Here is a 26,708-nt window from a genome sequence, read left to right on the forward strand (position 1 = left end):
GGTGAGGTGATGATCGTGGCTGGAGACGAGAGTCCTACCGCGGCAGAGCTGCGTAACCAGGTCCGTTACCTGGAAGCCGAGGTCGCAGCGTTGCGGCGTCGGTTGCTGGAGCATCCGGCTGACAGCCGGTCGCTCGAGAGCAGGCTGTCCGAAACCCAGGCCTCCTTGGCGAGTGTCACCGCTCAGAACGAGCGGCTGGCAGAGACGCTGCGGGAGGCGCGAGAGAAGATCATCGCCCTGAAGGAGGAGGTCGACCGGCTGGCCCAACCGCCGTCCGGTTTCGGCACCTTCCTCGGCCGCAATGACGACGACACGCTGGACGTGTTCACCGGGGGCCGCAAGCTCCGGGTCGCGGCCAGCCCCTCGGTCGACCTGGACGGGCTGAAGCTCGGCCAGGAGCTGATGCTGAACGAGGCGCTGAACGTGGTCGAGGCCTGCGACTTCGAGGTCGTCGGCGACGTGGTGATGCTCAAGGAGCTGTTGGCCGACGGCGAGCGGGCGCTGGTGATCGCGCAGGCCGACGAGGAACGGGTCGTCCGGCTCGCCTCGCCGCTGCTCGACATCGCGCTGCGGGCCGGTGACTCGCTGCTGCTGGAGCCACGCTCCGGATACGTCTACGAGAAGATCCCGAAGTCCGAGGTCGAGGAGCTGATCCTCGAAGAGGTGCCGGACATCGACTACACGCAGATCGGTGGTCTGTCCGGTCAGATCGAGCAGATCCGGGACGCGGTCGAGCTGCCGTACCTGCACAAGGACCTGTTCCTCGAGCACGAGCTGAAGCCGCCGAAGGGCGTCCTGCTGTACGGCCCGCCGGGCTGTGGCAAGACCCTGATCGCGAAGGCGGTGGCCAACTCGCTGGCGAAGAAGGTGGCCGAGCGGACCGGCGTGGACGGGCAGAAGTCCTTCTTCCTCAACATCAAGGGCCCGGAGCTGCTGAACAAGTACGTCGGCGAGACCGAGCGGCACATCCGGCTGGTCTTCCAGCGGGCCCGTGAGAAGGCTTCCGAGGGCATGCCGGTGATCGTGTTCTTCGACGAGATGGACTCGCTGTTCCGCACCCGCGGAAGTGGCGTCTCCTCCGATGTCGAGAACACCATCGTCCCGCAGTTGCTGAGCGAGATCGACGGTGTCGAGGGCCTGGAGAACGTCCTGGTCATCGGTGCCTCGAACCGTGAGGACATGATCGACCCGGCCATCCTGCGACCCGGCCGGCTGGACGTGAAGATCAAGATCGAGCGCCCGGACGCCGAGGCGGCCCGGGACATCTTCTCGAAGTACCTGACCACCACCCTGCCGCTGCACACCGACGACCTGAGCGAGTTCGGCGGCGACAAGGCGGAGTGCGTGAACGGGATGATCCAGCGCACCGTCGAGCGGATGTACACCGAGGCCGACGAGAACCGGTTCCTCGAGGTCACCTACGCCAACGGTGACAAGGAGGTCCTGTACTTCAAGGACTTCAACTCGGGCGCGATGATCCAGAACATCGTGGACCGGGCCAAGAAGATGGCGATCAAGGCCTTCCTGGACGAGAACCAGAAGGGTCTGCGGGTGCAGCACCTGCTGCAGGCGTGCGTGGACGAGTTCAAGGAGAACGAGGACCTTCCGAACACGACCAACCCGGACGACTGGGCCCGCATCTCCGGCAAGAAGGGCGAGCGGATCGTCTACATCCGGACGCTCATCTCCGGCAAGCAGGGCACCGAGCCCGGCCGCTCCATCGACACGGCCACGAACACAGGTCAGTACCTGTAGAACAACGTCGTACGACAACCGCCCCTGGACACGCCGTCCAGGGGCGGTCGTCCGTCTGTGGCAGGAACCAGGAACGAGGCTCAGGACACAGCGACGCGGCGGGTCAGGTCGGCGAGCTCACGGTTGAAGTGGTCGGGCTGCTCAAGATGCACGGTGTGGCCCACTCCGTCGTACCAGGCGGCCTCGGCAGTCGGGCAGGTCGCCAGCACGTGTTCTGCCATCGCCGGGAGCACCACAGTGTCGGCCCGGCCGTGGGTGACCAGCAGCGGCACTGTGAGGGTTCGCAGTACGTCGTCCTCGTCGATCTCGCGGGCGCCCAGGTTGGCCCGGATCCGGGCCGGGACGGTCATACTCGCCGCGAGCAGCAGCTCCGTGTCGTCGGCCGTGAACGGCGTGGCCGGGAAGGCCCTGATCAGACCGCGGGCCCCACGGATGTTGGTCGGTAGGTCGTCGGCGATCAGGTCGGGGAAGTTGTCCAGGAAGCCGGGGCCGATCAGTGTGCCGAACGCCGCCGGACCGAGCCGGACGGTGCCGCCGACGAGGTCGATCCCGCCGATCCGGTCCTGGCCGTAGGCTCGCACGTAGTCGCAGATGACGAACGCGCCGTACGACCAACCCACCACGACCGGCCGGTCGAGGCGCAACTGCTCGATGACCGCGGCGAGGTCGTCGGCCCACAGGCGGGCGTCGGTGTAGTGCTCCTGCTCCATTGGCGCGTCTGACATGCCGTGGCCGCGCAGGTCGTACGCGACGAGCCGGAACTGTCCGGCCAGCGCGCTCTCATACTGCTTGTGCCAGCACAGATGGCTCTGCGACAAGCCGTGGATGAACACGATCGGCGGCCCGTCCGGCCGGCCCCATTCGCGTACGTGCAGGCGCAGCCCACCACCGCCGCGCACAGTGTGGATCGTCGGCTGCTCGATCACTGCAGTCATGGCCCCTCCTTGGTTCGTTCGGTCGACTCGATCGTCACCGGGCGGGTGCGAGGACGGCATCGGGAACGAGCTACGTATCCCTGGCCCGCCGCCTACGTATCCGCCCGGCACTGATGCCTGGGAACGCGTTCCGTGGCGACGACGACGGCGTGATACTGACGAGATGAAGGCCGGCCCGAGCGACGATGTGTTCGTCGGGCGCGCTCGTGAACTCGAAGCGCTCGAGGGCGCGCTCGACGCTGCCCGGGCCTTCCGCGGAGGGACCGTCCTGATCGCGGGCGAGGCCGGCATCGGTAAGACCCGGCTGACGTCCGAGCTGGCCGCCCGCGCCCGGGACGCCGGCTTCGAAGTCCTGCTCGGGCGCTCGATCGACCTGGTCGGGACCGAGTTGCCGTACCAGCCGTTCGCGCAGGCGCTGCGTCCGGTCGGTGACCTCCCTCGGGCAGACGGCCAGCAGTTCCGGATTTTCGAGCGCATCCTGGGCGTGCTGACGGAGCGGGCGGAGTCCGCGCCGGTGCTGCTCGTCCTCGAAGACCTGCACTGGGCGGACACCTCCACGCTCGATCTCGTGGTGTACCTCGCGCAGTACCTCGACGACCGGCCGGTGTTGCTGGTCGGGACCTACCGGGCGGACGAGCGATCGTCGGCCGAACGCATGCTCCGGCTCGCCAACGGAGTACGGCGTTCGGGATCGGCTCTGCTCGTGGACCTCGGACCGCTCGACCGCGACGACCTGGCCGCACTTGTCGCGGCGTTCGCCGTCCCGCCACAGGCCGCTGCCATCGCTGAGGCGATCGTGGTCCGGTCCGAGGGCAACCCGTTCTTCGCGCAGGAACTGATCGCCGCCGCAGGCGACGGTGGTCTGCCGCGTGGCCTGCGTGAGCTCTTGCTGCAGCGGGTCGACCGGCTCGACCAGCGGGCCCGGGCGGTCGTCCGGACTGCCTCGGCCGCAGGCCGGGAGGTCGGATACTCGCTGCTGCGAGCGGTCGCCGTGATGCCCGAGCAGGACGTTCGCGCAGCGCTGCGGCAGGCGGTCGAGCACGGCGTGCTCGTCGCCGAGCCGGCGACGAGCAGCTTTCGGTTCCGGCATGCGTTGCTGGCCGAGGCGGCGTACGCGACTCTGCTGCCGGGGGAGCGCGAGGAGATTCACGAACGCCTCGCCGAGGAGCTCGCGCGCTCTGGCGCGGCCGTGCCGGCCGAGCTGGCACCGCATTGGGCAGCCGCGGGGCGCGCGGCCGAGGCGCTGGCTGCGTCGGTCGCGGCCGCCCATGAGGCCGTGTCTGTCGCCGGTCTCGCGGAGGCGCGTGCCCATCTGGAAAGAGCGATCTCGCTCTGGCCGGCGGTGGCGAACGCGGCCGACCTCGCCGCGTCCGATCTGGGCGGCATCTGTTCGTGGGCCGCCGAGCTCGCCAGCGAGACCGGCGAGGCGCCCCGGGCGGTCGAGCTCGCCCGGCGCGCGATCGACCTGGCCGGAGTCCGCGATCGGCGGCAGGCAGCGCTGCTGCAGGTACGCCTGGGTGAGTACCTCCACCAGATCGGCAGCGACCTGTCCGGACTCGCGGCGCTCGAGCGCGCGGTCGAGCTCGCACCGGCCGAGCCGTTGCCGGATCGGGCGTACGTGGTCGCCTCACTCGCCGGCGGCCTGATGGTCGCCTGGCGCCACGCGGCATCTGTACGGCTGGCCGAGGAGGCGTTGGCGCTCGCGCGTCACGCCGGTGCCGGCAAGGCGCTGGTTCGGGCGCTGACCGTGCGTGGCGCCGACCTCGTCTATTTGGGCAGGACGGAGGAGGGCCTGTCGGACCTCGGCGAGGCGCTGCGGCTGGCCGAGGAGATCGGCGATCGGATCGGGCAGGATCGGGTGTACGTCAATATGACCGATGCCCTGACGATGCTCGGTCGGCTACGGGAGTCCGTCCAGGTCGGCCGCGAGGGTCTGGAGGCGATCCACCGGTACGGCATCAACAGCGCCGTACTGGTCTCGAATCTGATCGAGGCGCTATTGGTCCTGGGCGAGTGGGAGGAGGCCGATGCGCTGAGCATGGCCGCGCTGCGGTCGACGATGGCGAGCTTCCCATACATGCTGCTGATGCTCCGAGCCGATCTCGAGGTCGGCCGCGGTGAGTTCGTCGCGGCTCGGGAGCACCTCGACGCCGCGCTCGAGACGCTGCGCCCAGACCGTGGGCTGGGCATCTACGACGTCTATCTGGCCGAACTCGCGCTGTGGGAGCGGCGGTGGGCCGACGCCGCGGATCACACGAACGCGGCCTTGGAATCGCTGGGGTCTGTCGGGGCCGGACAACTTCGGGTGTGGTTCTGTGCAAAGGGGCTGCGGGCACAGGCTGACCTCGCCGCGGTGGCCAGGACCCGACGCGATGCCGACGCGGAGCGGAGGGTGCTCGATCACGCTGATCAACTGATCGCGGTCGCCCGTCGTGCTGCCGAGGACGCCGCACCGGTGACGCCGATCAGCAGCGCCTGGCTGGGGTTGGCCGAGGCCGAGTACGAGCGCACGGGAGGCGTCGCCGGTCCCGGGCTGTGGGCCGACGCCGCGGACCGCTGGGCACATCTGGAGCGTGCACCGCTCACCGCCTACTGTCAGTGGCGCCAAGCGGAGGCCTTGGTCACGGCTGGAGGGTCGCGGGCCGAGGCGAGCATTCCGGCCCGCGCGGCGTACGAGGTTGCGGTCCGGATCGGTGCGGAGCCGTTGAAGCGAGAGCTCGAGCTGCTCGGCGAACTGGCCCGCCTGCGGATCGCGACCCCGCCGACCGAGGCTGAGCCCACCGGAGGTCTTGACGAGGTTCTCGGCCTGACAGCACGCGAGGCCGAGGTGTTGAGGCTGCTGTCCCGCGGCAGCACCGACCGCGAGATCGCCGTGACGCTGGTGATCAGCGTCCGGACGGTCGGCGTCCACGTGTCGCACATCCTGCAGAAACTCGGCGCGGCCAACCGGATGGAGGCCGCTGCGATCGCCCATCGAATGTCCGGGCACAGGCTGAAGGGTGCGGCCGGGGTTTCCCCTGATTCGGCAGCGGCTCGGGCGGGCTTAACTTGGGAGGTATGACGGCGGACGAGATGCGCAAGGACCTGCGTGCAGCGGTGGCTGCTCGGCAGGAGCTGGGGCCGGAGTACGAAGCTGAGATCATCGACAGCTTCCTGGAGAGGCTCGACGCCCGGGACGCCGCGCGCCACCAGCAGGATCAGGGCCGGGTGGTCGTCGGCCCGAAGTCCCGCGAGACCGACCCAGGCGGCTTGGCGCTGGCGATCGTGTCGGTCAGCGTCGCCATCCCGATCACGGCCATCTCGGCCGACATGCTCGGCATGCCTGGCCTGATCGTCTGCTGGGCGGGCCTGGTCGCCATCAACTTCGCCCGCACCATCGGCCGCCGCAACTCGCGCTGACGGGCCCTCAGAGCCCGGAGACGATGTCTCTGAGCCCGTTCTCGACGTCGTCAGGCAGATCCAGCAGCAGGCCGCGGTGGACGCCGAACCAGGGCGAGAGACGAGCCCAGTCCCGGGCGCGCCCCCGAAGCTCCGGAGTGATCTCGTAGGTCTCGGCCACACCGTCCGCCAGTGCGTCTGGAGCGCCGTTGAGGGCCCAGCACAGATCGAGTGCGGGATCACCGATCTGGGCGTCGGTCCAGTCGATGATGCCGGTGATCCACCCGTCCGTAACCAGGATGTGTTCCGGACCGAAATCGCAGTGCACCAGGCTGCTGCGGACCCGGTCCACACGATCGAGCAGCGCTAAGGCCGACGGCCGCAACTCGACGGGCAGCAGCGGCACGATCTGCGCCCGGCACTCGTCCAGGAAGCCTGCCTTCTCGGCAGCCGCTGCGGCCGCGCTTTGGACCCCATGTGCCTCCGCCTCCACCGGGTCCACGGCATGCAGCGCCCGGAGGAACTCCCCGATCTGGCGGCCGATCGCCGTACCGCCGTCCTCGATGGGCGTACCAGGCAGCAGCAGGTGCCGTACGCCGTCGTCCGTCGTCTCCGGTACCGGGACGGGCAGCGGCAGCTGTGGGGCGAGCCAGGGCATCAGAGTGGCCTCGGCCAGCAGGCGCGGACGTACTGCCGGGCGGCGTGGCGACCGGTAGATCCACGGACCGTCGATCCAGGCGTGGCTGTCCCAACCCTCGATGATGGTCACACCAGACTCCGGACCAGCGGACCGAGTAGAGCGGCGGTGTCGGGCATGAACGACCACTCCGGGTCGTCCAGCCGCGCGACGAGGTCGGCGGGGGACATCCAGGCTCCCCACTCGACCTCCTCCGGCTGGTGCTTCACCGGGCCGTCCCAGACGCACGTGTACAGGTACGCGTGGTACCTGGTGTGGTCGTCGGCGAAGTCGTCCTCCGGCAGCCGGGTCAGCTCGGCGCTGGTGATCCCCAGCTCCTCGGCCAGCTCCCGTACGACGGCGTCGTACGGGTCCTCGCCGGCCGCGATGACGCCGCCGGCCGAGAAGTCGTACCGGCTCGGGTAGAGATCCTTGGTCGGCGTACGGCGATGCACGTAGATCTCACCGGCCGCATTCCGGACGAGTACGCCGGTCGCGGAGTGTCGGAGGTTGTCCCGTCGCATCTCCGACCGTGGCCGCGCGTCGATGACCACGTTGTCGTCGTCCAGAATGGCCACCATTTCGTCCACCCGCGAAGTCTCACACGTAACCCTGTGGACACAGCAACGGATTTCGTCGCGGACACCGCGTAGGCTCGTTCGCATGAGTGTTCGGCGGATCATGGGAACCGAGACAGAGTTCGGGATCTCGGTACCAGGCCAGCCCGGGGCGAACCCGATGCTGACCTCGAGCCAGGTGGTGAACGGCTACGCGCAGACGCAGCCGCTCGCGCGCAAAACCCGATGGGACTTCGACGAGGAGCACCCGCTGCGGGACGCGCGCGGCTTCGACCTGAGCCGGGAGGTGGCCGATTCCAGCCAGCTCACCGACGAGGAGACCGGGCTGGCGAACGTGATCCTCACCAACGGCGCGAGGCTGTACGTCGACCACGCCCACCCGGAGTACTCGGCGCCTGAGACGACCAATCCGCGCGACGTGGTGGTCTGGGACAAGGCCGGCGAGCTGGTGATCATGGAGGGCGCGCGGCAGGCCCGGCAGATCCCCGGCGCCCCGCCGCTGAACCTGTACAAGAACAACGTCGACAACAAGGGCGCGTCGTACGGCTCGCACGAGAACTACCTGATGCGCCGGTCCACGCCGTTCGCGTCGATCGTGCGGCATCTGACGCCGTTCTTCGTGAGCCGTCAGGTGGTGACCGGCGCCGGCCGCGTCGGGATCGGCCAGGACGGCGCCGCGAACGGTTTCCAGATCAGCCAGCGGGCCGACTATTTCGAGGTCGAGGTCGGCCTGGAGACGACGCTGAAGCGCCCGATCATCAACACCCGCGACGAGCCGCACGCGAATCCGGACCGGTACCGCCGGCTGCACGTGATCATCGGCGACGCGAACCTGTCCGAGATCTCGACGTACCTGAAGGTCGGCACCGCATCGCTGGTGCTGGCGATGATCGAGGACGGCTGGCTGACCGACGACCTGAGTGTGGACCGCCCGGTCACCGCGCTGCACGAGGTCAGCCACGACCCCACCTGCACGCACCTGATGACGCTGAAGGACGGCCGCAAGCTCACCGCCGTCCAGCTGCAGACGGAGTACCTGGAGCAGGCCCGCAAGTACGTCGAGGACAAGTACGGCGACGACGCGGACCGGCAGACCAAGGACGTGCTGCACCGCTGGGAGCAGATCCTGGACCAGCTGGCCATCGATCCGATGAAGCTGGCCGACCAGCTCGACTGGGTGGCGAAGTACAAGCTGCTCCAGTCCTACCGCGACCGCGACGGCCTGGAGTGGGACGACCCGAAGCTGCACCTGGTCGACCTGCAGTACGCCGACCTGCGCCCGGACAAGGGGCTTTACTACAAATTGGTGAAGGCCGGCCGGATGCAGCGGCTCGTCTCCGACGAGGAGATCCGGATGGCGGTCTCGCACCCGCCGACCGACACGCGGGCGTACTTCCGCGGCCGGTGCATGCAGCAGTACGCGCCGCAGGTCGCGGCCGCCTCCTGGGACTCGGTGATCTTCGATCTGCCCGGCAAGGAGTCGCTGCAACGGATCCCGACACTGGACCCGCTGAGGGGCACGAAGGCGCATGTCGGGGCACTTCTTGACCAATGCGACACCGCGAGTGACCTGGTTCGCACCATTACTGGGGGCGCCGCCGGGTAGGGTCGCCGTATAAGGAAACACTGCGGGGGTCGGTTGGGCGGCCGCCGCAGGCGGCGGTTCTAGGAGGTGTGTGGCCATGGCGAAGGACGGCGGTCAGCAGCACAAGCAGCCGAAGCGTTCGTCGACCGAGGAAGAGGTCGAGCAGGTCGAGGCGTCCGAGGACGTCCAGGAGCGCAAGGAACGGCTCGACGAGGACGTCGATTCGATCCTGGACGAGATCGACGAGGTGCTCGAGGAGAACGCCGAGGAGTTCGTCCGCGGATTCGTGCAAAAGGGTGGGGAGTGAACCGCTCGATGACTTTTGATGCCTCCGGCCGGTTGCCGGAAGCCTTCCTGATCCCAGGTGGCTCGTCGTTCATGGACTTCCTGGCCGGGCACGCGCCCGACCTGTTGCCTGGACGGCGCAGCCTGGGGTCGGCCGACTTCTCCCACGACGTCCCGCACGGTACGACGATCGTCGCGGCCACCTTCCCCGGTGGCGTGGTGATGGCCGGCGACCGGCGGGCCACGATGGGCAACATCATCGCCCAGCGTGACATCGAGAAGGTGTTCCCCGCCGACGAGTACTCCGCGGTCGCGTTCGCGGGCTCGGCCGGCTTCGGGATCGAGATGGTCCGGCTGTTCCAGGTCGAGCTGGAGCACTACGAGAAGCTCGAGGGCGCGACCCTCAGCCTGGACGGCAAGTCCAACCGGCTGAGCGCGCTGATCCGGGGCAACCTGGCGATGGCGATGCAGGGCCTGGCCGTGGTGCCGCTGTTCGCGGGCTACGACGAGGACATCAAGGGCGGCCGGATCTTCTCCTACGACCCGACCGGCGGGCGCTACGAGGAGACCCACTTCCACAGTGTCGGCTCGGGCTCGCTGTTCGCCCGCGGCGCGCTGAAGAAGCTGTACCGCGAGGACCTGTCCGCGACCGACTGTGTGACGGTGGTGATCCAGTCCCTGATCGACGCCGCTGACGACGACTCGGCGACCGGTGGCCCGGACATGCTGCGGCGGATCTTCCCGGTGGTCGGCGTGGTCACGGCGGACGGCTACAAACGGCTGCCCGAGGACGAGGTGGCCGCGATCGTCGACCGCGTCTGGGCCGAGCGGCACCAGCGACCCGACGGCCCGGCCTCGGCCTCCCTCACCTGACCTGACCCCATCGACCGATAGAGGACGACACCTTCGATGAGCGTTCCGTTCTACGTCTCGCCCGAACAGCTGATGCGGGACCGGGCCGACTTCGCCCGCAAGGGCATCGCCAAGGGCCGCAGCGCGATCGCACTGCAGTACGCCGACGGCATCCTGTTCGTCGCGGAGAACCGCTCGCCCGCGCTGCACAAGGTGGCCGAGATCTACGACCGGATGGCGTTCGCCGCGGTCGGCCGGTACAACGAGTTCGAGAACCTGCGGATCGCCGGCGTCCGGCTGGCCGACATGCGCGGGTACTCCTACGACCGGCGCGACGTGACCGGCCGGGCGCTCGCCAACGCCTACGCGCAGACGCTGGGCGCGATCTTCTCCTCCGGCGGTGAGAAGCCGCTCGAGGTGGAGATCCTGGTCGCCGAGGTCGGTGCCAGCACCGCCGAGGACCAGGTCTACCGGCTCACCTACGACGGCTCGATCGCGGACGTCCGCGGGTACGCCGTGATGGGCGGGCCGGCCGAGCAGGTCGCAGAGTACGTCGGCGAGCACTTCCAGGAGGGCATCTCGCTGGCCGGGGCGCTCCGGCTGGCTGTGGATGCGCTCGGCCACGACGGCACCGAGGTCCGGCAGTTGACGTCGGACCAGATCGAGGTCGCGGTTCTGGACCGGACCCGGACCCAGGTGCGGAAGTTCAAGCGGATCTCCGTGGAGACGCTGGAGCGCATCCTGTCCGAGTCCCGCCCGGCCGAAGACGCGAAGCCGGCGGCCGACGGCAAGGCGAGCGAGGACACCCCGGCCGCGGAGGACAGCACAGCATCCTCCGCGTCCGACGACGCCCCGCCGGCGGACGACGTACCCATTGCTCCACCGGAGGAGCCGGACGACGACCGGCCGCTGTGAGCGAGCCGGAATGGCGTTCAGCCGCCGCGGACTCCGCGGCGGCTGAACTGTCTCGGCCCGGCGACCCGACGGCCTGGGAGCTGGTGGGTGAGGAGCTGGGCTTCCACCGGTTCCTGACGGTGAAGTTGCGGCGGTACCGGCTGCCGGATGGGCGTGAGGTCGAGTGGGACGTGTTCGGCCCGAAGTCCGACGCTGGGATCAGCGCCGGAGTCACGGTGCTGCCGTTGACGCCGGAGGGACGGATCGTGACGATCCGGATGTTCCGGGCCGGCCCCGACCGGATCGTGACGAACCTGCCCGGTGGGCTGGTCGAGCCGGGGGAGGACCCGGCGCTGGCCGGTGCCCGGGAGCTCGAGGAGGAGACCGGGTATACCTGCGAGACGCTCGACCTGGTCGGCTGGCAGTGGTCCTCGGCGTCGTCGACGTACCGGAAGTACATTGCGATCGCGCGCGGCTGCCGGCCGGACGGCAAACAGTCGCTGGACGAGACCGAGGACTGTGTGCCGGTCGAGCTGACTGTCGATGCGTTCCGTGCCGAGCTGCGCACACCAGGTGCGATGACCGGAGTCGACGCGGCCTATCTAGCGCTGGATCACGCCGGACTGCTGTAGTAGGGCAATGACGCCTGAGCCTCAGCAGACCACCCACCGCGACGACGGCTTCGACCTCGGTGACACCGTCGGGCTGGTGCACGGCCCGACGACCGATGCGGACGCCGAGCGCGTCGTCCGCGAGACGCTGGCACGGGCCGGCGTACAGACGATCACCGACGGCGAGTCTGCTGTCACTGTGCGACTCGGGGGCACGAACGCGGCGGCCGACGGGTTGCCGCCCGAGGGGTACGTCGTTGCCGTCGGCGACAACCAGGTCATCCTGGACGGTGTTGATCAGCGCGGCACCTTCTACGCCGCGCAGACCTTCGCACAGCTTGTCCAGGGCAACCATGTGGACGGCGTCGAGATCCGCGACTGGCCGACGATGCGGTACCGCGGCTCGATCGAAGGGTTCTACGGTACGCCGTGGTCGCACGCGGACCGGCTCGACCACCTGGACTACCTCGGCACGCACCGGATGAACACCTACGAGTACGCGCCGAAGGACGACCCGTACCACCGCGAGCAGTGGCGCGACCCGTACCCGGCCGACAAGCTGGCCGAGCTCGGCGAGCTGGTCGAGCGCGCGGTGCGGAACAAGGTCGACTTCACCTTCGCGCTGTCACCCGGCCTGTCGATCCGCTACACCGACGACAGTGACTTCCAGGCGCTGATCGCGAAGTTCGAGGCCCTGTACGCGCTGGGGGCACGCGCGTTCAACGTGGCCCTGGACGACATCGAGTACGAGAAGTGGCACAGCACCGAGGACGAGGAGAAGTACGGCGCCGGTGGGGGTGGGGCCGGGCGGGCGCAGAGCGAGTTGCTGAACCGGATCCAGCGCGAGTGGGTCGTGACCAAGCCGGACCTCGCCCCGCTGCAGATGGTCCCGACCGAGTACTACAACGTCGACGAGACGCCGTACAAGCAGGCGCTACGGGAGCTGATGGACAGCGCCGTGGTCGTGCACTGGACCGGCATCGGCGTCGTACCGGAGACGATCACGACCGCACAAGCAGCCGAGGCGAAGACCGTGTTCGGGCACGACATCCTGATCTGGGACAACTACCCGGTCAACGACTACGCGGCCGCCCGGATCCTGCTCGCGGCCTACAGCGGTCGCGAGCCTGGCCTGGCCGACCAGGTCGTCGGCGTGATCTCGAACCCGATGAACCAGGCCGGGGCCAGCAAGATCGCGCTCTACTCGTTCGCCGAGTTCGGCTGGAACCCGGCGACGTACGACGAGCAGGCCTCGTGGCACCGTGCGCTCGCCGAGCGGGCCGGGGGAGACGCCGAGACGATCGCGGCGCTGGAGGTCTTCGCCGACCTCGCCACCTATGACGGCCGGCTGCACCTGGTGAACGCGCCGGTCCTGGCCGCGCAGACCGCCGCGTTCTGGAAGACCTGGAAGGCGGGCGACCTGGCCGGGGCCATCGCGCAACTCGAGCCGTACCTCGAGGCGATCGAGAACGCTCCGGCCCGGATCCGCGCTGGGGTGTCCGACCCGTCGTTCGCCGACGAGGCCGGAGCCTGGCTCGATGCGACCTTCCTCTGGGCGCAAGCACTCCGCGAGTCCCTCCGGCATCTCGAAGCAGTGGCCGAAGGCAACAGCTCGGACGCCGCCACGACCCGGGACCAGATCGACCACCTGGTCACCCAGGCCAAGACGATCCGCGACACCCGCCTGCCACACTCCAAGACCCATCCCCAGCTCGGTGACCCTGTCATCGAGACCTTCCTGACCGAGGCGACGGAGGGCGGCCGGGTATCCTGAGCGGTGGACCGCGACTGGCGCTGAGGTGGACGACCACCGGGGAACGGTCCGCCGACGATCCGGCCGAGCCGCGCGCCTGGGCACTTGACCTGTTGTCGACGCCCAAGGGAGCGCGCGCTATGACTGCCACTTTGATGACCGGTACCGACCTTGCCGCCGAGATCGTGGCGAAGACGGCCGACCGGGCCCGTGCACTGCAGGAGCGGACCGGGGTCCAGCCGTGCCTGGCCACCGTGCTGGTCGGTGACGACCCCGCGTCCGCGACGTACGTGCGGATGAAGCAGAACCGGTCGAAGAAGGCGGGCATCGGGTCGCTGAGCGTGGTACTGCCCGCGGAGACGACGACCGAGGAACTGGTCGCGGAGCTGACCAGGCTGTCCCAGGACCCGGCGGTGCACGGGATCCTGCTGCAGCACCCGGTGCCTGCGAAGATCGATGAGCGGGCCGCGTTCGAGGCGATCGACCCGGCCAAGGACGTCGACGGTGTGACCACGCGGTCGTTCGGTGCGATGGCGTTCGGTGAACCCGGCTTCCGGTCCGCGACGCCCGGCGGGATCATCCGCCTGCTCGAGGCGTACGACGTACCGATCGCCGGGGCGCACGCGGTCGTGATCGGCCGCAGCCCGATTCTCGGCAAGCCGGCCGGGATGTTGCTGCTGGCATCGAACGCGACCGTCACCTACACGCACTCCCGAACCACCGACCTGCCCGCGATCGTCCGGACCGCGGACATCGTGGTGGCCGCGGTCGGCCGGGCGAACTTCGTCCAGGGCGACTGGCTCAAGCCCGGCGCTGTCGTCGTCGACGCCGGCTACAACGAGGGCAACGTCGGGGACGTCGACTTCGCCGCCGCGGCCGAGGTCGCGAGCCTGATCACACCGGTCCCCGGCGGGGTCGGTCCGATGACGATCGCCCTGCTCCTGGAGCAGGCCGTCGACGCCGCCGAGGCACAGACCCGCTAGGGCACGGCTCTAGAGACGTGCTCTAGCGATCGCAGCCGCCGTCCTTGTCGGCGCGGGAATGCGGGCGGGCGATGTCGTCGATGCCCTTGTAGGCGTACGGGTCGGTCCCGGCCACCATCACGATGTCGCGGTAGTCGTGCTTGCCGACATGGACGCCGGCCGGCACGGAGTGCCACGGGAGCAGCGACTCCGCGTTCATGTAGTGGCTGGCGAGGGCCCGGCGGAGTCCGCGCCGCGTGGTGTTCGGCAGTGATCGGTGCAGCAGGTAGCCGTTGAAGATCACCGCCGAACCCGCCGGCACCTCGACCGGTACTGCGTCGTCGTCGGTGTAGGGGAAGTCGAACAACTCCACCGTGCAGTCGAAGCGGAGATCGTCCTGCTCCCGATCGGGATAGATGACACCGCGCCGGTGCGAGCCCGGCAGCACCCACAGGCAGCCGTTCTCCACGGTGGCGTCGTCGAGCGCGATCCACACCGCGGTGAGCGAGCGGTCCCTGGTCGGGATGAAGAACTCGTCCTGGTGCCAGGCCTGGCCCGGCTTGCCCTCGGACTTGATGAACAGCATCGACTGCATCGCCTTCACGTTCGGCCCGATCAGCGCGGTCAGTGCGGTGACCACGCGCGGTGCGCGCAACGCGGCCAGCGCCACGTCGGACACCTTGTGGGGCTGGTGAATGCACAGGTACTTGCGCACGACGTCCTCGCCCGGCTCCGTGCTCGGGCCGCCCTCGACGGCTCCGAGGTCACCGCGGCACAGGTGCTCGGCCGCTGTGTGCAGCGCGGCGACCTGGCCGGGTGGAAGGGCCTGATCGAGGACCACGAAGCCGTCGCGCCGGAACGACTCGATCAACTCGTCGGTGACCTCGGTGAACCTGCGTACGGCGGTGACAGGCTGCATCTGGCGCTCCATCCGGCCTGGGGTCGGCGATGACCGGCTTCACCGTCTCAGAGCACGGCGGGACGGCCAATGTCGCCGGCGCGCGCTCTACTATCTGTTCGTGACATCGCGACCACCGGTGATCAGCGTGAACTCCGTGATCCAGGTCGCGGACTATGCGCCCGGGGCAACGTACGGTCCGCGCTGGTTGCCGAACTTCGAATTGCTCTGGCTCCTGCACGGTTCGGCGCTCTGGCGGACCGAGTTGTACGACGACGCCGGGGTCCATCAGGCGACGGTGGAGGAGGAGTTGCGCCCCGGAACGGTCGCGTTGGCCCGGCGCGGCAACCGGGACTCCTATATCTGGGACTGTGATCACTGGTCCCGGCACGCCTACGTGCACTTCCAGATCGAGGACTTCGGCGGACTCGGCGCTCCGTCGAGTTGGCCCTCGGTGCGATCGAGATCCGATCCGGGGCTGCTCGACGAACTGTGCACCTATCTGCTGGACCTGACCGGCCTGCCGGAGTCGGTTCCGGGACATAGCGATCGGCTCGTGGCGACGATGCTGGAGGTCTTCGTCAGTGCTCCGGTCGGCCCTTCGCGTGACGAGCTGCCGGATGGCGTTCGGCGCATGGTCGACCACGTTGCCAGCGTGTGGGCCAGGCGTGGGCCGCGGATCATTTCCGTCCCCGAGTTGGCCGCCGCGGCGAATCTGTCGGCCGGACACCTGCACCGGCTCTTCCGGGAGCGGTACGACTGCGGGCCGGCGTACGCGCTGGATCTGATCCGGCTGGCCCGCGCGGCGACCGCTCTGCTGCGCACCAACGCGACGATCGCGGAGATCGCGTCCGACGGCGGCTACAGCAATCCGTACCACTTCTCACGCCGCTTCTCCCTCGCGTACGGCGAACCGCCGGGCACGTTCCGGCGTCGAAGGCAGCTGTCCGATCCGCTTGCGCCGGTCCGCGAGGCCGGACTGCTTCCGGTGGCTCGGCGGCTGCTGGAGGCGGCCCGGAGCGGCTGACGCCACGGTCTGCCGGAGCGCGGAATCCGAGACGGCTGTCCACTCTGTGGCGGCTCTGGCCTAGTGTTGAGACAGACAGGAAGACCTGAGCGAGGAGGCGGACACGTGGCGGTGCGGGCGATCCGGGGTGCCACCCAGCTCGACGTGGACGAGCGCGAGCATCTGCTCGAGCGGTCCGCCGAGCTGGTGCGGGCGGTCCTGGAGGCGAACGATCTGGAGAACGAGGATCTGATCAGCATCCTGTTCACCGTCACGCCGGACCTTCACTCGGAGTTCCCGGCGGTGGCGGGCCGGCAGATCGGCCTGACCGACGTACCGCTGATGTGCATGCAGGAGATCGCGGTGCCGCACGCATTGCCGCGGGTGGTCCGGATGATGGTGCACACCGAGACCCCGCGGTCGCGGGAGAAGATCCAGCATGTCTACCTGCACGGCGCCGTCGCGCTCCGCCCAGATCTGACGGGCGCCCAGTGACCAATGAGTGAGCTGCGGGGTCCGGTCCGGATCGTTGGTACCGGTCTGATCGGTACGTCGATCGGCCTGGCGCTGGCCCGGCTCGGCGTGGTCGTGGAGCTGGTCGACGCCAACCCGGACAGCGCGCTGATGGCCGAGCGGATCGGGGCCGGATCCCGGCTGGTCCAGATCGAGCCACAGCTCGTGGTCGTCGCCGTACCGCCTGACCATGTCGGCGCGGTGATCGCGGAGCAGCTCGAGCAGACCGACGCAATCGTGACCGACGCGGCCAGCGTGAAGTCCAAGCCGCTGGCCGACGCGCGCAAGCTCACGACCGACCTCAGCCGGTACGTCGGGAGTCACCCGATGGCAGGGTCGGAGCGGAACGGCCCGTTGGCCGGACGCGCCGACCTGTTCGACGGCGCGACCTGGGCGATCACTCCGCACGAGACTAGCGCTCCGGAGGCGGTCGAGCTGGTTCGGCGGCTGGCCGAGGCCTCGGGCGCGCGGACTGTCGAGCTGTCGGTCGAGGACCACGACCTCGCCGTCGCCCGGGTGTCGCACCTGCCGCATCTGATGTCGGCGCTCGCTGCCGGGACGCTGGCCGACGCCCCGCGCTCACACCTGCAACTGTCAGGCCAAGGTGTCCGTGACGTCACCCGGATCGCGGCCGGCGACCCGAAGTTGTGGACCCAGATCGTGTCCGCGAACTCGACCGCGCTGACCGGTCTGCTCGAGCAGATCCGCGGCGAACTCGACCGCGTGCTCGTTGCTCTGGGCAAGGAAGAGGCGGGCGAGGAGCTGACCTCGATTCTGGGCCAAGGCGTGTCCGGTGCGGTCCGCGTACCCGGCAAGCACGGTACGCCGCACATCGATCTCGTCACCGTTCTGGTCACGATCCCGGACCGGCCGGGACAGCTGGCCCGGCTGTTCGCCGACGCGGCCGAGTCCGGTGCCAACGTCGAGGACCTGCGGATCGACCACAGCCCCGGCCGCCCGGTCGGTGAGGTCGAGTTGGCGGTCAAGCCCGCCTCGGTCGACCAGCTGGTCGACGTACTGACCGACCGAGGCTGGGTCGTACACCGGTAGGTGCCCAGGTTGTCCCCGGCCACAGGTAATCTCTGGGCCATGATCATCGCTGTGGACGGCCCGAGCGGGTCCGGCAAGTCGAGCACCGCCCGCGGCGTCGCCAGCCGGCTGGGGTTGCGCTTTCTGGACACCGGTGCGACGTACCGCGCGGTGACGTGGTCGGCGCTGGAGCACGGTCTCGATCTCGACGACACCGCGGCGGTCGCCGAGCGGGCGCGGGAGCTGCGGCTGGAGATCAGCACCGACCCCACGCGGCAGTTCGTCATCGCCGACGGCGCCGACGTGACGGCCGCGATCCGGGAGCCTCGGATCAGCGAGACGGTCTCCAAGATCGCCACGAACCTGAACGTCCGCAAGGAGCTGATCCGGCGGCAGCGCGCCGTCATCGACGCCGCCCAGCCAACCGGCGGGATCGTGGTCGAGGGCCGGGACATCGCCACCGTGGTCGCGACCGACGCCGAGCTGAAGGTGCTTCTCACCGCCGACCAGGACGCCCGGATGGCGCGCCGCGGCGCCGAGCTGGCGGCCGGTTCCGTGACAGCCGAGCAGCTCCGCGACCAGATCGTCCGCCGGGACGCCGACGACGCGACCGTGTCTGAGTTCCAGGTCGCCTCCGACGGCGCGGTCACCATCGACTCGACGCACCTGTCTCTGGAGGAGGTCATCGACGTGATCAGCCGGCTCGCGAAGGAGGCCGAGGCCGCGCGCCGGGAGTCATGACAGCCGAAGTCACCGGGCACCTGGAGCTGCCCAGCACCGCAGACCTGCGCCCGTTGCCGTATCGGCTCGCGTCGCCGCTGCGCAAGGTTGCCAAGCCGTACTTCCGGCGCAAGTACAAGCTGACCGTCCACCACGAGGACCGGTTCCCGCCGACGGGGCCGGTGCTGATGACTCCGAACCACCTCAGCCTGCTGGACGCGCCGCTGCTCGGGGCGATCGCGCCCCGGATGCTGCACCAGCTCGGCAAGATCGAGGTGTTCGGTGGCCTGCAGGGCTGGTTGCTGCGCCGGATCGGGCAGATCCCCGTCGACAGGTCGTCGTACGACCCGCTCGCGGTGCGGAAGTCGATCCAGGTACTGCGGGACGGCCGGGTGCTGAACATCTACCCGGAGGGGACCCGTGGCGCCGGCGACTTCGGCCGGATCCGGGGCGGAGTGGCGTATCTGGCCATGGTGACGGGGGCGCCGATCCTGCCGGTTGCGCTGCTCGGGACCCGGCTGCCGCACGGCGATGTGGAGGGTTTCCCACCGGCCGGGAGCCGCATCGATGTCGTCTATGGCGAGGTGTTCGCGGTTGACCGCGTACCATTTCCCCGGAGGCACTCCGACGTACGAGCGGTTGCCGACCAGATCGGCGACGTGCTGCGAGCCCATATGAAGGCGGCCGTCGAAGCCACCGGCCACCCCCTTCCGGGCGAGCCAGACAAGAAGGACCCTGATGAGTGACCTGCCCACCGGCTACGACTTCGCCGAGCCAACGCACGAGCGCGAAGACACCGGCCCGCTGCCGGTGCTCGCGATCGTCGGCCGGCCGAACGTGGGCAAGTCCACGCTGGTGAACCGCATCATCGGCCGCCGCGAGGCCGTCGTCGAGGACACCCCGGGTGTCACCCGCGACCGCGTCTCGTACGACGCGAACTGGGCCGGCCGGGGCTTCACCGTCGTCGACACCGGCGGCTGGGACCCGGACGCGGTCGGGATGGCCGCGCTGGTCGCCGCCCAGGCCGAGGTGGCCATCAACGCCGCCGACGCGGTCCTGTTCGTGGTGGACGCGACGGTCGGAATCACCGACGCCGACGAAGCGGTCGTCCGGGTACTGCGCAAGTCCGGCAAGCCGGTCGTGCTGGCCGCGAACAAGGTCGACGACCAGCGGATCGAGTCCGAGGCGATGAACCTGTGGAGCCTCGGCATCGGCGAGCCGTTCCCGGTCTCGGGTATGCACGGCCGCGGCACCGGCGACATGCTCGACGCCGTCCTCGCGGCGCTGCCCGAGGCGCCGCCGGAGCGGGACGCCGAGGCCGGCGGACCGCGCCGGATCGCGATCGTCGGCAAGCCGAACGTGGGCAAGTCCTCGCTGCTGAACAAGGTGGCCAAGGAGGACCGGGTCGTCGTCAGCGACATCGCCGGTACGACGGTCGACCCGGTGGACGAGCTGATCACGCTGGCGGGCAAGGAGTGGCGGTTCATCGACACCGCCGGGATCCGGCGCAAGGTGAAGAACGCCCAGGGCCACGAGTACTACGCCTCGCTGCGGACCAACGCGGCGATCGAGCGGGCCGAGGTCGTCGTGGTCGTGGTGGACGCCTCGGAGACGATGTCGGAGCAGGACATCCGGATCATGAACGCGGTCGAGGAGGCCGGCAAGGCCCTCGTGATCGCGTACAACAAGTGGGACCTGGTCGACGAGGACCGGCGCTACTACCTGGAGCGCGAGATCGACCGCGACCTGGTGCAGTTCCGCTGGGCGCCGCGGGTGAACATCAGCGCACTGACCGGCCGGCACATGGAGAAGCTCGTCCCGGCCATCGAGGCAGCCCTGGAGGGCTGGCAGACCCGTGTCCCGACCGGTCAGCTGAACGCCTTCCTCGGCCGGCTGGTGGCGGCGCACCCGCACCCGGTCCGGTCCGGCAAGCAGCCGAAGATCCTGTTCGGCACCCAGGCCACGACGATGCCGCCGACGTTCGCGATCTTCACCTCCGGCCAGATCGAGCCGTCGTACCAGCGCTTCATCGAGCGCCGCCTCCGCGAGGACTTCGGCTTCGTCGGCAGCCCCGTCCACGTCCAGATCCGAGCCCGCCAGAAGAAGCCCAAGCGCTGAATCAACCCGGTAAGAACCACCCCACCAGATGGGGTAAGGTTTACTCCGGCTCGCTCCAAGGAGTGAGCGCCGGGCTGTGGCGTAGTTTGGTAACGCGTCTGGCTGGGGGCCAGAAGACCGCAGGTTCAAATCCTGTCAGCCCGACCCTCAAGGGGCACCGATCCTGTCGGTGCCCCTCTTTACGTTGGGCACTATGAACGCCTCTGGGGATACGCGAACGTGGACCGATGACGAGCTGCGGCAGGCGGTGGAGGACTGTCCGACGTGGCGGGCGGTCGCACGCCGGCTCGGATTGAAGGACAAGTCCGCAGGCGTGATCCGAACAGTCAAACGACACGCTGCCCGGCTCGACCTCGACACGTCGCATTTCACCGGACAACGAAGCTGGTCCGATGGTCAGTTGCGTGAAGCAGTGCCGGGTTCGAGCTGTTGGACCGATGTGCTCGCCGCTCTCGGGGTCGCAGATCGCCCTGAGAATCGGGTTCGGGTCAAAGGGCACGCTGTCCGGTTGGGTCTGGACTGCGCGCATCTGAAGGCGCTCGATCGGTCGGTGTCGCCAGAGGATGCGTTCAGACAACCGGTCCGGCCGGAGGCACTCCGAACGGCGGCATCGGCATTGGCGATGGCCTGGTTCAGCTTGCACGGATGCGCGGTTGCCCTGCCGATCGAGCCTCAGGAGTACGACCTGCTGGTGACGACGAGCAACGGAGTCCAGCGAGTGCAGGTGAAGTCGTGCTCATCGCGCACCCGCACGGGCTACTGGCATGTCGGTATCGGGCGCCGTCCCTACGTGCTCGACAAATCCGCGAGCAAGATGCCGTACGACCCCGACACGATTGATCTCTTCTTCATCGTGCTGGGCGACGGCCGCGTCTATGTCATCCCCAGTTCGGTCCTCGCCGGCCGCATCGGCATCCACGCGGAGAGCTACGCGCCGTACCAGGTCGGTGATGTCTCGGGACTGATGCGGTGAGGGCACCGGTGGGTCGCCGATGCCCCTCAGCTTGTTCAGTGGATGCCGGCGAGTTTCTTGGGGTCAGGGTTCTCGTCGACGCGGAGGGACTCGCCTTCGATGTCGACCTTCGGGGTGATGCGGTCGAGCCACTTCGGGAACCACCAGGCGCGGTCGCCGAGCAGGCTGAGGACGGCCGGGACCAGCGTCATCCGGACCACGAAGGCGTCGATCAGTACGCCGATCGTCAGGCCGAAGCCGATCGCCTTGATGATCGGGTCGTGCACCAGGATGAACCCGGCGAACACCGACGCCATGATGAGCGCAGCCGCGGTCACCACCCGAGCCCCGTGCCCGATGCCTTCGATCGTCGCGTCGGTCGCGTGCCGCCCGTGCACGAACTCCTCCCGCACCCGGGACACGATGAAGACTTCGTAGTCCATCGCCAGCCCGAACAGCACGCCCATCATGATGATCGGCAGGAAGCTGACCAGCGGTCCGGGGGAGTCCACCCCGACCAGGCCGGCCGCCCAGCCCTGCTGGAACACCGCGACCGTGATGCCGAACGTCGCCCCGATCGTCAGCACGAATCCGAGGGTCGCTTTCAGCGGCACCAGCAGCGACCGGAACGCCAGCAGCAACAGCAGGAACGAGAGCCCGATGACCACGAACAGGTACGTCGGCAATGCGTCGGACAGCTTGTTCGACACGTCGACCCCGACCGCCGTGTTGCCGGTCACCGAGATACTCGCGTCGCCGGTGGCGAGCGGCTTGACCGCAGACCGCAGGTCCTTCACCAGGTCCGCGGTCGCCTCGGTGGCCGGTCCGCTCTGTGGGATGATCTGCAGCAGCTGTGTCGATCCGTCCTGACTCGCTGGGCCGGGCTGCGCCGCGACCACGTCGTGCATGCCCTGCGTCTTCGCGAGTACCTGCTGGACCAGCGCGCCCGACTGTGCCGGGTCGTTGCTCTTCACAACGACCACGAGCGGACCGTTGGCGCCTGCTCCGAAGGCCTCAGCGGTCAGGTCGTACGCGACCCGCTGGTTCGACCCGGCCGCGGCCGATGCGCCGTCGGGCAGCGCGAGCCGCATGTCCTTGGCCGGAATCGCCAGGAGTCCCAATCCGATGATGCCGATGGCAACGATCGGGACGCGGAACCGGGTGACCAGCCGCCCCCAGCGGAAGCCGGCACCCTCGACCGGCGCAGTCGCCGGCGCCTTGCGGATCTTGCGGGGGAGGATCCGGTTTCCGACGAACCCGAGCATCGCGGGTAGCAGCGTGAGCGCGACCAGTACGGCGGTCAGCACTGTCGCGGCAGCCGCGAATCCCATGGCCGTGAGGAACGGAACGCCGACCACGGACAGACCGGCCAGCGCGATGACGACGGTCGCACCCGCGAACAGCACCGCCGATCCGGCGGTCGCTGCCGCCCGGGCAACGGACTCCTCGGGGTCCATCCCCTCGGCGAGTTGGCTGCGGTGCCGTGAGCTGATGAACAATGCGTAGTCGATGCCGACGGCGAGCCCGAGCATCAGCGCCAGGATCGGTGCCGTCGACGACACGTCGGTGAACGCGGTCACGATGAACAAGCCGGCCATCCCGGCCAGCACCCCGAGCAGCGCCGTCAGCAGGGTCATCCCGGCCGCGACCAGCGAACCGAACGTGACGACCAGGACGATTCCGGCGACGACCACGCCGATCACCTCGGTCGCGCCGATCTCGGGTACGCCGCCGACGACCTGGCCGCCCGGGACGACCTCGAGGTCGCCGGAGCTGAGTCCGCTCAGGCCGTCGTACGCCTCGGTGGTCTGCTTGGAGAGCTCATCGGCCGGCATGCTGAACTGGACGCTGATGAGGCCGGTGGTGCCGTCTGGGCTGATCGCCTTGCTGGTGAACGGGTCGATCGCGCCGATGACCTCGGGCACCCTCGCGACCTTGGCGACGGTGGCGCCGACGGCGGCCTTCACGGTCGGGTCGGCGAGCGTCTTGCCGTCGGGTGCCTTCACCACGACCGTGGCCGACGCGCCGCTCGCCGCAGGCAACTCCTGCTTGAGAGCGTCGAGTGCGCGCTGCGACTCGGTGCCGGGGATCGAGAACGTGTTCGCGGTCTTGCCGCCGAGGGTCAGCGCAGCGACCCCCAGCGCAACGAGGAAGACCGCCCAGACGGCGGCGACGAGCCGCCGGCGCTGGTAGGAGAACCGGCCGAGCCGGTACAGCAGATTGGCCATCGGGTAGGCGTCCGTTCGGGTGGTACGGGCGGGCAGAGGAGCGCGGCGTTCGGGGCGGAGGCCGGGGCGATCGGAGTCGAGGTCAGGCGGATCTGAGGATTCTGCGGAGGGCGATGTCACAGAGCTTGCGAAGTTCGTCGTCGGTGCGTTCACCGGGATGGCGGCACTCGCCGAGCAGGCCGTTGATGGCGAACTTGGCCAGATCCCGCTCGAGGGGATCGTCGCTCCCGGCCAGCAGGTCGGTCAGCCTGATGCCGTCAGCAACCAACTGGGCGATCTCGGGCACCTCGTCGATCACCGGCAGGATGTCCTGCAGTACGTCGATCACGCCGCGGTAGCGGACCGCGAGGTCGGTGAACTGCTGGATCGCGAACTCCTGGGCCTCGGCCTGCGACAGCCCGGCGGCGGAGTCCATCAGCCCGGCCAGATCCGCGGCGGCCGGCTCGAGCACGGCGGCCAGGACGGCGGGCTTGCCGTTGAAGTGGTACAGCACCGTCGCCTTCGAACAACCGGCGGCGGAGGCGATGTCCTGCAGCGATGTGGCGTTGTAGCCCCTGTCCTGGAACAGGTGCATCGCCTGCCGGACGATCTCATGCCGGGTGCGCTCCCGGACCGGGGTGGCTGCCATGAAAGCCATCCTTCCTGACCGATCGGCCAGTTTTCAACCGATCGGTCAGATCTGTGCTGCGGCTCACGTCTGGTGTACTGGGTTGATTGCGGTGTAATGCTGTAATCAGGAGGCGGAGATGGCGGAAGACGACGTACTGGACGCGTATTCCCGGGTGGTCTCGGGAGTGGCGGAACACTTGATCCCGCGTGTCGCGAGCCTGCGGATCCGGAGCCGGCGAGGCGACTCGTCCGGATCGGCGGTGGTGCTGACCGAGGACGGGCACCTGCTCACGAACGCCCACGTCGTCGGCGAGGGCGAGCACGCGGCCGCCGAGTTCGCCGACGGGACCTCGGCCGAAGCCCGGGTGATCGGCGTCGACCGGTTGTCGGACCTCGCCGTACTGCGCGCCGATCGCGACATCCCGGACCCGCCGGAGTACGGCGACGCGGACGGCCTGAAGGTCGGGAACCTCGTGGTTGCTGTCGGCAACCCACTGGGCCTGGCCGGCAGCGTCACCGCCGGCGTGGTCAGTGCACTCGGGCGGTCACTGCCAGTACGCAGCGGGTCGGCGCAACGGATCATCGAGGACGTCATCCAGACCGACGCCGCGCTGAACCCCGGCAACTCCGGCGGAGCCCTTGCCGATGGCAACGGACGGGTCATCGGCATCAACACGGCCGTCGCCGGCATCGGTCTCGGTCTCGCGGTCCCTGTCAATCCGACGACTCGCCGGATCATCTACTCGCTGTTGCATGACGGGCGGGTACGCCGTGCGTACCTGGGGCTGGTGACGACGCCCGCACCCCTACGGCCCCAGTTGGCTGAACGCTTCGACCAACGCAGTGCGCTGCGCGTCGTCGAGGTCATCACCGGCAGCCCCGCCGCACAAGCCGGCCTCCGTCAAGGCGACCTCGTCCTGGCTGTCGACGGCGCACCCCTCCGTGACGCCCAATCCCTCCAACGCCAACTCTTCGCCGACGCCATCGGACGACGTACCGAGATCACAGCCATCCGCAACAACGCCCTGGTAGACGTAGTAGCCCACCCAACCGAACTAACCGACAGATAGCGTCACCAGTGCGGAGTCGTGGATCCGGGTTCGGGGAACCGCTCGGGGCCGACGTTTGTTCACGACTGAGTGACGGCTCAGTGCTCCTTCTTGAGCGGGGCTCGGAGTAGGACGCCGGTGCCGGGTTTCAGGGGGTTGCCGGGGAAGGTGAAGTCTCGGGTCAGCTCCGTGAAGCCGAGGCGGGCGTGGAGGTCCAGGGTGGGGCCGTTTGCGAGGTTGGCGAAGTAGTGGATGGTGTCGGCGCGCTCTGCAGTCCACCGCAGGCGCTCGATTGTCAGGAGTTCGCCGATACCGTGCCGGCGCCAGGCTGACGACACGATCAGGCCGACCAGGTAGTACCCGGTCGGTGCGGTCGTCGGTGGATCGGCGGAGGTGGTTTCATGCCAGATCACACCGCCGTACCCGACCACCTCCTCACTCACGCACGCGACCGCGGAGAACCGGCGTGGATCCTGCAGATCGCCGAGTAGCCGTCGGCGGCGGCCGTCGACCGACCCGCCCGTGCGGGCCACGATCAGCCGCGCGCAGGCATCGAGATCGGCCTCCTTCGCCGGTCGTGTCTCTACCTCGGCACCTGACGTCCGGCGGTCAGTCTCCGGCTCGTAGTCCGCGAACCCGCTCATTACGTCAGCCTAGAATCCACCGGTGGACGAGCGAATGGTGTGTGCCGCCGAGTTGTGCGAGCGAGCGATCTTCAACGGAGAGTTCGAGGAGCTGACCGCGGCCGAGCGGGAGCTCGATGGTGTGCAGGCGGATCTCGCACTCGCTCGCGGGAAGGTGTTGCATGCGCGGTTCCTGGACAACCGCGTCGAGGACGCGCAGGAGCTCACGCTGTTCGAGCAGGCGGCCGAGCTCTGCAAGGCGCTTGGTGACCGCCGCGGCGAGGCAGAGGCGCAGTTCTGGATCGGGTGCTTCCACCAGGTCGTGCGCGACGACATCGCGGCCTCGATTCAGCCGCTGACGACGTCGCGGGAGTTGGCGAGGGCGGCCGGAGACGACCTGACGCTGTCCTATGCCCTCCGGCACCTCGGCATCGCGGCGCACATCTCCGGCGATCTCGACGGCGCCCGTGCGCTCCTCGAGGAGTCGACAGCACTCCGTCGCACCCTCGGCTTCACTGCAGGCGTCGCCGCCAACCTCGTCGGCCTCATCTACGTAGCCATCGCCCAGGACCGCCCAGCCGACGCCCGCGCCCTGGCCGACGAAGCGCAGGAGCTGGCGGCGTCAGTCGGAGCCGCCAAGGTTAGCGAGCAGATCGAGGCTGCCCGTTCCGGCATCTAGTGCCCCGCGTCTGAATCTCG

General features: G+C 69.0%; 26 protein-coding genes, 1 tRNA gene and 1 riboswitch. Of the genes, 20 read left to right on the plus strand and 7 right to left on the minus strand.

Annotation, left to right across the window (positions count from 1 at the left end):
• Positions 1 to 9: 9 nt before the first annotated feature.
• A complete protein-coding gene (arc, locus tag AB0I34_RS19885) occupies positions 10 to 1,755 on the plus strand; it encodes a proteasome ATPase (RefSeq protein ID WP_360446881.1) in 1,746 nt (581 codons plus the stop codon).
• 80 nt (positions 1,756 to 1,835) lie between these two features.
• Here the strand turns inward: arc and AB0I34_RS19890 are convergent, their stop codons facing one another.
• On the minus strand, positions 1,836 to 2,690 hold the full coding sequence (locus tag AB0I34_RS19890; protein ID WP_360446883.1) for an alpha/beta hydrolase: 855 nt from the start codon (positions 2,688 to 2,690) through the stop codon (positions 1,836 to 1,838).
• A gap of 163 nt (positions 2,691 to 2,853) precedes the next feature.
• On the opposite strand from AB0I34_RS19890, the gene AB0I34_RS19895 reads away from it, so the two are divergent.
• Entirely contained in the window at positions 2,854 to 5,751 is a 2,898-nt protein-coding gene (locus AB0I34_RS19895) for an AAA family ATPase (protein ID WP_360446885.1), read from the plus strand.
• The gene (locus tag AB0I34_RS19900; protein WP_360446887.1) at positions 5,748 to 6,089 is read left to right on the plus strand and encodes a hypothetical protein; all 342 of its coding nucleotides are present in this window, start codon (positions 5,748 to 5,750) and stop codon (positions 6,087 to 6,089) included. Before AB0I34_RS19895 ends, AB0I34_RS19900 begins: the two co-directional genes overlap by 4 nt.
• Before the next feature lie 7 nt (positions 6,090 to 6,096).
• Here AB0I34_RS19900 and AB0I34_RS19905 read toward each other — a convergent pair whose 3' ends face one another.
• A complete protein-coding gene (locus AB0I34_RS19905) occupies positions 6,097 to 6,837 on the minus strand; it encodes a phosphotransferase (RefSeq protein ID WP_360446889.1) in 741 nt (246 codons plus the stop codon).
• Positions 6,834 to 7,325, minus strand: a complete 492-nt coding sequence (locus tag AB0I34_RS19910) for an NUDIX domain-containing protein (protein WP_360447068.1) — start codon at positions 7,323 to 7,325, stop codon at positions 6,834 to 6,836. The genes AB0I34_RS19905 and AB0I34_RS19910 overlap by 4 nt, the downstream gene beginning before the upstream one ends.
• Before the next feature lie 82 nt (positions 7,326 to 7,407).
• Between AB0I34_RS19910 and dop the strand changes: the two genes are divergently transcribed.
• The 7 genes from dop to AB0I34_RS19945 all read left to right on the plus strand — a co-directional run bounded on the left by dop (position 7,408) and on the right by AB0I34_RS19945 (position 14,285).
• Positions 7,408 to 8,928 (plus strand): depupylase/deamidase Dop, encoded by a 1,521-nt coding sequence (gene dop, locus AB0I34_RS19915; RefSeq protein ID WP_131515973.1) that lies wholly within the window; start codon positions 7,408 to 7,410, stop codon positions 8,926 to 8,928.
• Positions 8,929 to 9,004: 76 nt separating this feature from the next.
• Positions 9,005 to 9,214 (plus strand): ubiquitin-like protein Pup, encoded by a 210-nt coding sequence (locus AB0I34_RS19920; RefSeq protein ID WP_130448384.1) that lies wholly within the window; start codon positions 9,005 to 9,007, stop codon positions 9,212 to 9,214.
• 8 nt (positions 9,215 to 9,222) lie between these two features.
• Positions 9,223 to 10,065: a proteasome subunit beta gene (gene prcB, locus AB0I34_RS19925; RefSeq protein ID WP_360446891.1), complete on the plus strand. Its 843-nt coding sequence runs from the start codon at positions 9,223 to 9,225 to the stop codon at positions 10,063 to 10,065.
• Between the two features lie 36 nt (positions 10,066 to 10,101).
• Complete coding sequence (gene prcA, locus AB0I34_RS19930) at positions 10,102 to 10,959, plus strand: proteasome subunit alpha (protein ID WP_360446893.1); 858 nt, start codon at positions 10,102 to 10,104, stop codon at positions 10,957 to 10,959.
• On the plus strand, positions 10,956 to 11,570 hold the full coding sequence (locus AB0I34_RS19935; protein WP_360446895.1) for an NUDIX hydrolase: 615 nt from the start codon (positions 10,956 to 10,958) through the stop codon (positions 11,568 to 11,570). The genes prcA and AB0I34_RS19935 overlap by 4 nt, the downstream gene beginning before the upstream one ends.
• A 7-nt stretch (positions 11,571 to 11,577) precedes the next feature.
• Positions 11,578 to 13,323 carry a beta-N-acetylglucosaminidase domain-containing protein gene (locus tag AB0I34_RS19940; protein WP_360446897.1) on the plus strand — a complete coding sequence of 582 codons (1,746 nt, stop codon included), beginning with the start codon at positions 11,578 to 11,580 and terminating at the stop codon, positions 13,321 to 13,323.
• Positions 13,324 to 13,412, plus strand: a riboswitch (ZMP/ZTP riboswitch). It begins immediately after the preceding gene.
• A 30-nt stretch (positions 13,413 to 13,442) separates the two neighbouring features.
• Positions 13,443 to 14,285: a tetrahydrofolate dehydrogenase/cyclohydrolase catalytic domain-containing protein gene (locus AB0I34_RS19945; protein ID WP_360446899.1), complete on the plus strand. Its 843-nt coding sequence runs from the start codon at positions 13,443 to 13,445 to the stop codon at positions 14,283 to 14,285.
• A 22-nt stretch (positions 14,286 to 14,307) separates the two neighbouring features.
• On the opposite strand, the gene AB0I34_RS19950 is transcribed toward AB0I34_RS19945, so the two are convergent.
• Positions 14,308 to 15,183, minus strand: a complete 876-nt coding sequence (locus tag AB0I34_RS19950) for a phytanoyl-CoA dioxygenase family protein (RefSeq protein WP_360446901.1) — start codon at positions 15,181 to 15,183, stop codon at positions 14,308 to 14,310.
• Positions 15,184 to 15,283: 100 nt separating this feature from the next.
• Here AB0I34_RS19950 and AB0I34_RS19955 point away from each other — a divergent pair, with 100 nt between their 5' ends.
• From AB0I34_RS19955 to AB0I34_RS19990, 8 genes are all read left to right on the plus strand, one after another.
• Positions 15,284 to 16,189: a helix-turn-helix domain-containing protein gene (locus AB0I34_RS19955; protein ID WP_360446903.1), complete on the plus strand. Its 906-nt coding sequence runs from the start codon at positions 15,284 to 15,286 to the stop codon at positions 16,187 to 16,189.
• A gap of 105 nt (positions 16,190 to 16,294) precedes the next feature.
• Positions 16,295 to 16,663: a chorismate mutase gene (gene aroH / locus AB0I34_RS19960; RefSeq protein WP_360446905.1), complete on the plus strand. Its 369-nt coding sequence runs from the start codon at positions 16,295 to 16,297 to the stop codon at positions 16,661 to 16,663.
• A 3-nt stretch (positions 16,664 to 16,666) separates the two neighbouring features.
• Positions 16,667 to 17,731, plus strand: a complete 1,065-nt coding sequence (locus tag AB0I34_RS19965) for a prephenate dehydrogenase (protein ID WP_360446907.1) — start codon at positions 16,667 to 16,669, stop codon at positions 17,729 to 17,731.
• A gap of 39 nt (positions 17,732 to 17,770) precedes the next feature.
• On the plus strand, positions 17,771 to 18,451 hold the full coding sequence (gene cmk / locus AB0I34_RS19970) for a (d)CMP kinase (protein WP_360446909.1): 681 nt from the start codon (positions 17,771 to 17,773) through the stop codon (positions 18,449 to 18,451).
• On the plus strand, positions 18,448 to 19,176 hold the full coding sequence (locus AB0I34_RS19975; protein WP_360446911.1) for a lysophospholipid acyltransferase family protein: 729 nt from the start codon (positions 18,448 to 18,450) through the stop codon (positions 19,174 to 19,176). The genes cmk and AB0I34_RS19975 overlap by 4 nt, the downstream gene beginning before the upstream one ends.
• Positions 19,169 to 20,548 (plus strand): ribosome biogenesis GTPase Der, encoded by a 1,380-nt coding sequence (gene der, locus AB0I34_RS19980; RefSeq protein WP_360446913.1) that lies wholly within the window; start codon positions 19,169 to 19,171, stop codon positions 20,546 to 20,548. Before AB0I34_RS19975 ends, der begins: the two co-directional genes overlap by 8 nt.
• A gap of 70 nt (positions 20,549 to 20,618) precedes the next feature.
• A tRNA-Pro gene (locus tag AB0I34_RS19985) sits at positions 20,619 to 20,692 on the plus strand.
• 478 nt (positions 20,693 to 21,170) lie between these two features.
• Complete coding sequence (locus tag AB0I34_RS19990) at positions 21,171 to 21,521, plus strand: group I intron-associated PD-(D/E)XK endonuclease (RefSeq protein ID WP_360446915.1); 351 nt, start codon at positions 21,171 to 21,173, stop codon at positions 21,519 to 21,521.
• A gap of 35 nt (positions 21,522 to 21,556) precedes the next feature.
• Here AB0I34_RS19990 and AB0I34_RS19995 read toward each other — a convergent pair whose 3' ends face one another.
• Both AB0I34_RS19995 and AB0I34_RS20000 read right to left on the minus strand, forming a co-directional pair.
• Positions 21,557 to 23,728 (minus strand): MMPL family transporter, encoded by a 2,172-nt coding sequence (locus AB0I34_RS19995; protein WP_360446917.1) that lies wholly within the window; start codon positions 23,726 to 23,728, stop codon positions 21,557 to 21,559.
• A gap of 82 nt (positions 23,729 to 23,810) precedes the next feature.
• Positions 23,811 to 24,356: a helix-turn-helix domain-containing protein gene (locus AB0I34_RS20000; protein ID WP_360446919.1), complete on the minus strand. Its 546-nt coding sequence runs from the start codon at positions 24,354 to 24,356 to the stop codon at positions 23,811 to 23,813.
• Positions 24,357 to 24,474: 118 nt separating this feature from the next.
• Between AB0I34_RS20000 and AB0I34_RS20005 the strand changes: the two genes are divergently transcribed.
• Positions 24,475 to 25,407, plus strand: a complete 933-nt coding sequence (locus tag AB0I34_RS20005) for a trypsin-like peptidase domain-containing protein (RefSeq protein ID WP_360446921.1) — start codon at positions 24,475 to 24,477, stop codon at positions 25,405 to 25,407.
• A 77-nt stretch (positions 25,408 to 25,484) separates the two neighbouring features.
• On the opposite strand, the gene AB0I34_RS20010 is transcribed toward AB0I34_RS20005, so the two are convergent.
• Positions 25,485 to 26,030 carry a GNAT family N-acetyltransferase gene (locus AB0I34_RS20010; protein WP_360446923.1) on the minus strand — a complete coding sequence of 182 codons (546 nt, stop codon included), beginning with the start codon at positions 26,028 to 26,030 and terminating at the stop codon, positions 25,485 to 25,487.
• Positions 26,031 to 26,052: 22 nt separating this feature from the next.
• Here AB0I34_RS20010 and AB0I34_RS20015 point away from each other — a divergent pair, with 22 nt between their 5' ends.
• Complete coding sequence (locus tag AB0I34_RS20015; RefSeq protein ID WP_360446925.1) at positions 26,053 to 26,688, plus strand: tetratricopeptide repeat protein; 636 nt, start codon at positions 26,053 to 26,055, stop codon at positions 26,686 to 26,688.
• The last annotated feature ends 20 nt before the right edge of the window (positions 26,689 to 26,708 follow it).

The organism is Kribbella sp. NPDC050281 (assembly GCF_040655855.1).
Classification (GTDB): Bacteria; Actinomycetota; Actinomycetes; order Propionibacteriales; family Kribbellaceae; genus Kribbella.